The organism is Burkholderia sp. Se-20378 (assembly GCF_017104665.1).
In the GTDB taxonomy this organism is placed as follows: domain Bacteria; phylum Pseudomonadota; class Gammaproteobacteria; order Burkholderiales; family Burkholderiaceae; genus Burkholderia; species Burkholderia lata.
Map to the genome: position 1 here is coordinate 1 of NZ_JAAGPG010000428.1, position 7,483 is coordinate 7,483.

Genomic DNA, 7,483 nt, shown 5'->3' on the forward strand with positions numbered 1-7,483 from the left:
GTCAGCGCGCTGCCGGCCGAATAGCCGCGCGTGCCGGCAAGCCCGCCGTTGTTGGCCGCGTTCGCATAGGCCTTCGCCATCGCGTTCATCGCGGCAAGACCGCCTTCGTTGCCGGACGCGCCGAAGCCGTCAGCGCCCAGGCCGGCCGCGCCGACGTCAGCCGCCGTGTCGCTGCCCGCGCCCTGCCCCGCATTGCGCAGCAACTGCTTCATCAGCGCGTCGGCGACGCCGATCCCGCGCGTCGACATCTGCTGCGCAAGCTGCTGGTCGAGCATCGACGTGTACATCTTCGACGTATGCGAATCGAACAGCCCGCCGTCGGGCGACGCGTCGCGCATGCTCTTGAGCATCATCTGCGTGAACATCGCGTCGAACTGGCCGGCGACCGCCTTCGCGCCGGCCTGCGGCGACTGCCTGGACTGCGCGCGCAGGGCGTCGAAACCCTGCACGTCGAGCGCAAAGCGCTGCGTGAGGTCGTTCGCGTTCGGGAGACTGGCTGCCATTTAGATGATCTCCAGGTCGGCGCGCAGCGCGCCGGCGGCCTTCATCGCCTGCAGGATCGACATCAGGTCCGCGGGCGTTGCGCCGAGCGTGTTCAGCGCCTTCACGACGTCGGCGAGATTCGCGCCGGCCGTCACCATCTTCAGCGCGCCGTTGTCCTGCTTGAGCTGGATCTGCGACTGCTGCGCCACCACCGTCTGCCCGTTCGAGAACGGCCCCGGCTGCGACACCACCGGCTGCGTGTTGACGACGACCGACAGGTTGCCGTGCGCGACCGCGCAGCTCTGCAGCGTGACCATCTGGTTCATCACGATCGAGCCGGTGCGCGCGTTCAGGATCACCTTCGCCGCGGCCTTGTCCGGGCTGACGTCGAGGTTCTGCAGCCGCGCCATGAACGCGACCTGCTGCGCCGAATCGGCCGGCGCGGTGAGCTGGATCGTGCGGCCGTCGAGCGCCATCGCGGTGCCCGGGCCGAAGCTCGAATTGACCGCGGACACGATCCGCTGCGCGGTGCCGTAGTCCATGTCGTTCAGTTGCAGCTGCAGCACGCCGTTCATCTGCGCGATCGCGTTCGGCACGCCGCGCTCGACGATCGCGCCGCCGACGATCCGGCCGGCCGCGAGCTGGTTCACCTGCACGCGGCTGCCGTTCGCGCTGGCGCCCGCGCCGCCGACCGCCATGTTGCCCTGCGCGAGCGCATAGACCTGGCCGTCCGCGCCTTTCAGCGGCGTCAGCAGCAGCGTGCCGCCGCGCAGGCTTTTCGCGTTGCCGAGCGACGACACGGTGACGTCGAGCGCCTCGCCCGGCCGCGCGAACGGCGGCAGCGTGCCGGTCACCATCACGGCCGCGACGTTCTTCAGCTGCATGTTGCTCAGCTGCGACGCGCCGCCGTTGGCCGACCCGTTGTTGATCGAGATGCCGAGGTTCGCGAGCATGTTCGCGAGCGTCTGCGTCGTGAACGGCGTCTGCATCGTCTGGTCGCCCGTGCCGTCGAGGCCGACGACGAGGCCATAGCCGATCAGCGGGTTGTCGCGCACGCCCTGGATCTGCGCGAGATCCTTCAGGCGTTCCGCGTGCGCGGGCGTTGCGCCGAACACGCAGGCCAGGGCCATGAACGCGACGGCGAGCCGCGCGGCGGCATGCGCGCGGGCCGACAGGCGGTCGAGAAGCGTCTTCTGCATCGTCATCACCACGGCGCGATGTTGAGGAAGAAGCGCTGCAGCCAGCCCATCGTCTCGGCTTCGTTGATGTAGCCCTTCGCCGAGTATTCGATCTTCGCGTCGGCCACCTGCGTCGAGTAGACGGAGTTCGCGCCCGAGATCGTGTTCGGGTTGACGACACCCGAGAAGCGCACGAATTCGTTGCCCTGGTTGATCAGCATCTGCTTCTCGCCGCTGACCACGAGGTTGCCGTTCGGCAGCACGTTGGTGACGGTCACCGTGATCGTGCCGTTGAACGTGTTCGCCGCGCTCGCGCCGCCGGTCGCCGCGAACTTGTTGTTGCCGGTCGCCGACAGGTTCGCCTTCGCGAACAGCCCGCCGAGGAAGCCGGCCGTCGGCACGTTGAAGTCGGTGTTGCCCTGCCGGTTGGTGTTCGCGCCCGACGACTTGGTCGCGTTGATGTTCTCCGCGATCATGATCGTCAGGATGTCGCCGACGTTGCGCGGACGCTGATCCTCGAAGAGCGGCCGCCCCGCGTAGCCGGGGTTGTAGATCGAGCCGGGCGCCTGCATCGACATCGGCGTCGGCGGCTGCGCCGTCATCGGCTGCTGGATGATCGGATCGCGCGGAATCTGCGCGCAACCGGCGGCGAACGCCGCCACCGCGACCGCGCATGCGGCGCGGACGGTGGCTGACGGGAGGAGGCGAACCTGCTTCATGGCGACGACGGGTGTTCCGGTTAGCTCTTCATCTGCGTGACGGTCTGCAGCATCTGGTCGGACGTCGTCACGGCCTTGCTGTTGATCTCGTAGGCACGCTGCGTCTGGATCATGTTGACGAGCTCCTGCACGACGTTCACGTTCGACGATTCGACGTAGTTCTGGCTGAGCGTGCCCGCGCCGTTCAGGCCCGGCTGCGACACGTTCGGCGCACCCGACGACGTCGTCTCGGAGAACAGGTTCTCGCCGCGCGCTTCGAGACCGGCCGGGTTGATGAAGGTCGCGACCTGCAGCGAGCCGATCTGCACCGAATTGGTCGAGCCCGCCTGCGTGATCGTCACGACGCCGTCCTTGCCGATCGTCAGCGAGGTCGCGTTCTGCGGGATCGTGATCGCCGGCAGGACCTGGTAGCCGCTCGACGTGACGAGCTGGCCCTGCGCGTTGGTCTGGAACGAGCCGTCGCGCGTGTACGCGTTCGTGCCGTCCGGCATCAGCACCTGGAAGAAGCCCGCGCCGTTGATCGCGACGTCCTTCGAGTTGCCGGTCTGCGTGAGGCCGCCCTGCGTGTACAGGCGCTCGGTCGCGACCTGCTGCACGCCGGTGCCGAGCTGCAGGCCCGACGGCAGTTCCGTCTGCTGCGTCGAGTTCGCGCCCGGCTGACGGATGGTCTGGTACAGCAGATCCTCGAACACCGCGCGCGACGCCTTGAAGCCGTTCGTGCTGGTGTTCGCGAGGTTGTTGGAAATCACGTCCATCTGCGCCTGCTGCGCATTCATGCCGGTGGCGGCAATGTAGAGCGAACGGTTCACTTGTCAGTTCTCCTGCGTAGGCTGGCGCGGGCGCTCAGCTGAAATTGAGCAGCTGGTTCGCTGACTGCTCGTTCTGGTCGGCCGTCTGGATCAGCTTCGACTGAAGCTGGAACGCGCGCGCGTTGTCGATCATCGCGACCATCGCGGTCACCGGGTTGACGTTGCTGCCTTCGAGCGAATTCGGCGTGACGACCACGTTCGGGTCGGCATCGGCCGGATTGCCGTCGGCGGTGCGGAACAGCCCGTCGTTGCCGCGCGTGAGCGTGGCCGGATCGGGATTCACGAGCTTCATCTGGTCGACGATCGCGACCGCCGTCGGCGGGTCGCCCGGCATCAGCGCGGAAATCGTGCCGTCCTTGCCGATCGTCACTTCCGCGTTCGGCGGCACCGAGATCGGGCCGCCATTGCCGACCACCGGCAGGTTGCTCGCGTTGACGAGCTGGCCGTTCTCGTCGACGTGCAGGTTGCCGGCGCGCGTGTACGCCTCGCTGCCGTCGGCCGCCTGCACCGCCAGCCAGCCCGCGCCCTGCACGGCGACGTCGAGCGGGTTGCCGGTGCGCGTGATCGGACCCGGCGCGTAGTCGGCGCCGGGCGTCGACGCGAGCACGTAGGTGCGCGTCGTCGTCGGGTCGCTCGTGCTGCCGTCGCCGAAATTCATCGGCACCGCGCGATACGTCGCGAGTTGCGCGCGAAAGCCCGTCGTCGACGCGTTCGCGAGGTTGTTCGCGACGATCGCCTGCTGGTCGAGCGACTGCGACGCACCCGTCATCGCCGTGTAGATCAGTCGGTCCATGGCTGCTCGATGTCCGCGCTTACAGGTTGATGAGCGTCTGGTCGACGGTCTGCTGCGTCTTGATCGTCTGCGCGTTCGCCTGGTAGTTGCGCTGCGCGGTGATCAGGTTGACGAGCTGCGACGTGAGGTCGACGTTCGAGTTTTCCAGCGCGCTGCCCTGCAGCGTGCCGTGGTTCGTGCTGCCCGGCGCCGAGATCTGCGGCACGCCCGATGCGGAGCTTTCCGCATACTGGTTGCCGCCGAGGTTCACCAGCCCGTTCGGGTTGTTGAAGTTCGCGAGCGCGATCTGGCCGAGCACGGCGGTCTGGCCGTTCGAGTAGTTGCCGGTCAGCTTGCCGTCGGTGCCGATCGTGTAGGTCGTCAGCGTGCCGCTCGCGTAGCCGTCCTGCGCGAGGTTGTTCACGCCGTCCTTGCCGCCGTACTGCGTCGTGCCGGTCAGGTCGAGCGTGAGGCTCTGCGGCGTTGCCGAGCCGTCGGTGTTCGGCACCGTGAACTGGAACTGGCCGACCGACGTGGTCGGCGTGGGCGGCGTGCCCGTCGTCGTGCTCTGGATCGTGCCCGACGAATTGAAGTTGACCGTGCCGAGATCCGTCGTGGCGCCGCCCTGCACGCCCGCGTACGCTTCCCACGTGCCGGCCGCCGACTTCACGAAGTACATGTTGACCGCCTGCGAACCGCCGAGCGAGTCGTACACCTGGATCGACGTCGAGTAGTTGTAGGTCGTGTTGTCGGTCGCGCTGAACGGCGTCTTGGTCGGCGTCGTGTCCTGCGAGTTCAGGTTGAACTGGGCCGAGATCTTGGTCGTCGCGGTCGGCGAGATGTTGGTCGTCGGCGCCTGCAGCGGCACGGTCTGCGCGGTGTTGATCACGCCGCCCGTGTTGGCTGCGTAGCCCATCAGGTTACGGCCTTGCGAGTCGACGATGTAGCCGTTCTTGTCGCGCTGGAACGTGCCGTCGCGCGAGTACGTCGTCACGCCGTTGTTCGACATCTGGAAGAAGCCGTTGCCGTTGATCGCGACGTCGAGCGACGAGCTCGACGAGTTGATCGTGCCCTGGCCGAAGTTCTGCTCCACCGCGTTCAGCGCGGTGCCGATACCGATCTGCGTGTTGGTCGACGTCGCGACCGAGTTCGCATACATGTCGGCGAACTGCGCGGTGCTCGACTTGAAGCCGACCGTGTTCGCGTTCGCGATGTTGTTGCCGATCACGTCGAGCGCGTTCGATGCACCCGAGAGGCCGCTCAGACCCTGTTGATAACCCATTTCGGTCTCCGTTTCGAGATTGCTCGATCAGTATCAGTTGGAGGTGGTGCCGCTGCCGGACGCATTCGACGCGGACGACGTGGTGTTCGGGAAAATCGATGCAACCTGGGTCAGCCCCACGGTCGTGCCGTTCGACAGCACGAGCCCCGCGGTGCCGTCCGCCTGCTTGATCACGCTCTGCACGGTCGACGCCGCGAGCGTCGTGGCCGGCTGCGGCGTGCCGTTGCTGTCGGTGTACGACGCGCTGACGGTGTACTTGCCGTCCGGCAGTGCGTTGCCCGCCGCGTCGGTCGGCGTCCAGTTGAACGGCACGGTGCCGGCCGACTGCGCGCCCGCGTTGATCGTGTTCACCACGGTGCCCGCCGCGTTCTTCACGGTGATCGTCAGGTTCGACACCGCGCTCGACAGCGACACGCCGAACGGCGACGCCGCGCCGCTCTTCACCGCGACCGCGTTGCCCGGCGCGAGCACGTTCGTGCCGATCAGCAGCGCGGCCTGCGTCTGCTGGCCGGCCGTGAGCTGCGTCGACAGCGACGTGAGCGACGTGTTCAGCTGCGCGATGCCGCTCACCGTGTTGATCTGCGCGAGCTGCGACGTCATCTGCGAGCTGTCGACCGGGCTGGTCGGGTCCTGGTTCTGCAACTGCGTGACGAGCAGCTTCAGGAACGTCGCCTGCAGGTCGCTCGCCGACGTGCCGTTGGTGTTCGACACGTTGTTGGTGTTCATCGTGTCGGTCGGCAGGTTCGACACGTTCGTGCCGTTGCTGCCGATCGTCGTGTTGGAGGAAGTCATCCTGGGAGCCTTCTGTCGGAACTGTCGAGTCTGTAAGGTCGGTCGACGCGCGGCTTACGAGCCGATCGTCAGCGTCTTGAGCATCAGCGTCTTCGCGGTGTTCAGCGTCTCGACGTTGGCCTGGTACGAGCGCGACGCCGAGATCATGTTCACCATCTCCTGCACCGGATCGACGTTCGGCATCTGCACGTAGCCGTTCGAGTCGGCGGCCGGGTTCGACGGGTCGTAGGTCGACTTCATCGGCGACGGGTCGTCCATCACCTTCGTCACGCGCACGCCGCCCACGCCCTGGCCGGACGCGGTGCGCGCGCCGCCGATCGGGTCGGTCGCGAACACGACCTGCTTGGCCTTGTACGGCTTGCCGTCGGGGCCGGTCGCGCTGTCGGCGTTCGCGAGGTTCGACGCAGTGACGTTCAGGCGCTGCGACTGCGCGGACAGCGCCGAGCCGGCGACGCCGAAGATGTTCATCAACGAAGGCATGGAAGCTCCTTTTGCTCGGATTCGGTGGCGGTGCGCGCCGTCACTGGTTCGTCGTGATCGCGGCGATCATCGCCTTGATCTGCTGGGTCATCACGGTCATCCCGGTCTGGTAGTGCAGCGCGTTGTTCGCGAACTGCACGCGCTCGACGTCGAGATCGACCGTGTTGCCGTCGAGCGCCGGCTGCAGCGGCATCCGGTATTGCGCACGGCCGTAGTCGTCCGACGGGCCGCCCGTCGGGATCAGCTTCGCGGTGCCGGCCATGTGGCCCGCCGCCGTCGACACCATCGACATCCCGCTCGTCACGCCGGCCGGCTGCGTCATCGGCAGTTGCCCGGCGTTGCTCGGCGCGAGGCCGCCGCCCGCCTGCTTCAGCGAGCGCGCGAGCGTCGACGCGAAATCGACGTCGCGGGCCTGGTAGCCGGGCGTGTCGGAGTTCGCGATGTTCGACGACAGCAGTTCCTGCCGGTAGGCGCGTACGTCCAGCGCCTGTCGGCCGAACGCGAATTCCGCATCGAGTTTGTCCAGCATGTGTGCGTCTCTCCGTATGAAGCGCTGCACGCCCCTCGCGCCGGATGGCGACTCGAGAGGCTTTTTTCCATGACAGCGATGGTAGGCGTCGGACGCAACCGGCAATCGGGCGAATAACGCGGCAAAGGCCCCCTCTATTCATCGTTTGCGCGACCGCCCCGCTCCCTAGAATGCGAAGCGGAGCAACGGATCGGGGATACGGCGATGACTGGCAGCGCACTTCGCGGAAGGAACGGGCGGCTCACGCACGTCCGGCGTGCGTTTGCGCTCGCCGCGGCGCTGTGGATCGCCGCCCCGGCCGCGCACGCGGACGACGGGATGATCGTGATTCCGGGGCGCGGCGAGACGGCCGAAACCGCGCTCGCGCACGCCAATGCGGCGAGCGGAGATCGGACGGGGGGCGTGTAGGGGAAGAGGGTGCGCAAGCGGGGAGAGCGAG

At 67.3% G+C, this 7,483-nt stretch carries 9 protein-coding genes and 1 pseudogene; 1 reads left to right on the forward strand and 9 read right to left on the reverse strand.

What is annotated here, in order from left to right; translation table 11 throughout:
* The 9 genes from G3N93_RS30205 to G3N93_RS30245 all read right to left on the reverse strand — a co-directional run.
* Positions 1–503: rod-binding protein (locus G3N93_RS30205; RefSeq protein ID WP_206134596.1), on the reverse strand; the 503-nt coding region annotated here is incomplete at its 3' end.
* On the reverse strand, positions 504–1,682 hold the full coding sequence (locus G3N93_RS30210; protein WP_174937552.1) for a flagellar basal body P-ring protein FlgI: 1,179 nt from the start codon (positions 1,680–1,682) through the stop codon (positions 504–506). It lies immediately after the preceding gene.
* A 5-nt stretch (positions 1,683–1,687) separates the two neighbouring features.
* On the reverse strand, positions 1,688–2,380 hold the full coding sequence (gene flgH, locus G3N93_RS30215) for a flagellar basal body L-ring protein FlgH (RefSeq protein ID WP_011353465.1): 693 nt from the start codon (positions 2,378–2,380) through the stop codon (positions 1,688–1,690).
* Positions 2,381–2,400: 20 nt separating this feature from the next.
* Positions 2,401–3,189: a flagellar basal-body rod protein FlgG gene (gene flgG, locus G3N93_RS30220; protein WP_174937548.1), complete on the reverse strand. Its 789-nt coding sequence runs from the start codon at positions 3,187–3,189 to the stop codon at positions 2,401–2,403.
* Between the two features lie 34 nt (positions 3,190–3,223).
* Complete coding sequence (gene flgF / locus G3N93_RS30225) at positions 3,224–3,982, reverse strand: flagellar basal-body rod protein FlgF (protein ID WP_174937546.1); 759 nt, start codon at positions 3,980–3,982, stop codon at positions 3,224–3,226.
* Between the two features lie 19 nt (positions 3,983–4,001).
* Entirely contained in the window at positions 4,002–5,243 is a 1,242-nt protein-coding gene (gene flgE, locus G3N93_RS30230) for a flagellar hook protein FlgE (RefSeq protein ID WP_174937544.1), read from the reverse strand.
* Between the two features lie 33 nt (positions 5,244–5,276).
* The gene (locus tag G3N93_RS30235; protein ID WP_174937542.1) at positions 5,277–6,035 is read right to left on the reverse strand and encodes a flagellar hook assembly protein FlgD; all 759 of its coding nucleotides are present in this window, start codon (positions 6,033–6,035) and stop codon (positions 5,277–5,279) included.
* 54 nt (positions 6,036–6,089) lie between these two features.
* Entirely contained in the window at positions 6,090–6,515 is a 426-nt protein-coding gene (flgC, locus tag G3N93_RS30240; protein ID WP_011353470.1) for a flagellar basal body rod protein FlgC, read from the reverse strand.
* 40 nt (positions 6,516–6,555) lie between these two features.
* Positions 6,556–7,044, reverse strand: coding sequence for a flagellar basal body rod protein FlgB (locus tag G3N93_RS30245; RefSeq protein ID WP_174947402.1), 489 nt, complete (start codon positions 7,042–7,044; stop codon positions 6,556–6,558).
* A gap of 204 nt (positions 7,045–7,248) precedes the next feature.
* Here G3N93_RS30245 and G3N93_RS30250 point away from each other — a divergent pair.
* Positions 7,249–7,446: pseudogene (locus G3N93_RS30250) on the forward strand (flagellar biosynthesis protein FlgA); the annotation flags it as partial.
* Positions 7,447–7,483 lie beyond the last annotated feature (37 nt).

What these genes read in the sequence shown, in the direction of transcription:
- flgE (WP_174937544.1), bottom strand. Translation starts at nt 5,243, where the DNA reads ATGGGTTATCAACAGGGTCTGAGCGGCCTCTCGGGTGCATCGAACGCG.
- G3N93_RS30235 (WP_174937542.1), bottom strand. Translation starts at nt 6,035, where the DNA reads ATGACTTCCTCCAACACGACGATCGGCAGCAACGGCACGAACGTGTCG.
- G3N93_RS30210 (WP_174937552.1), bottom strand. Translation starts at nt 1,682, where the DNA reads ATGCAGAAGACGCTTCTCGACCGCCTGTCGGCCCGCGCGCATGCCGCC.
- flgH (WP_011353465.1), bottom strand. Translation starts at nt 2,380, where the DNA reads ATGAAGCAGGTTCGCCTCCTCCCGTCAGCCACCGTCCGCGCCGCATGC.
- G3N93_RS30245 (WP_174947402.1), bottom strand. Translation starts at nt 7,044, where the DNA reads ATGCTGGACAAACTCGATGCGGAATTCGCGTTCGGCCGACAGGCGCTG.
- flgF (WP_174937546.1), bottom strand. Translation starts at nt 3,982, where the DNA reads ATGGACCGACTGATCTACACGGCGATGACGGGTGCGTCGCAGTCGCTC.
- flgC (WP_011353470.1), bottom strand. Translation starts at nt 6,515, where the DNA reads ATGCCTTCGTTGATGAACATCTTCGGCGTCGCCGGCTCGGCGCTGTCC.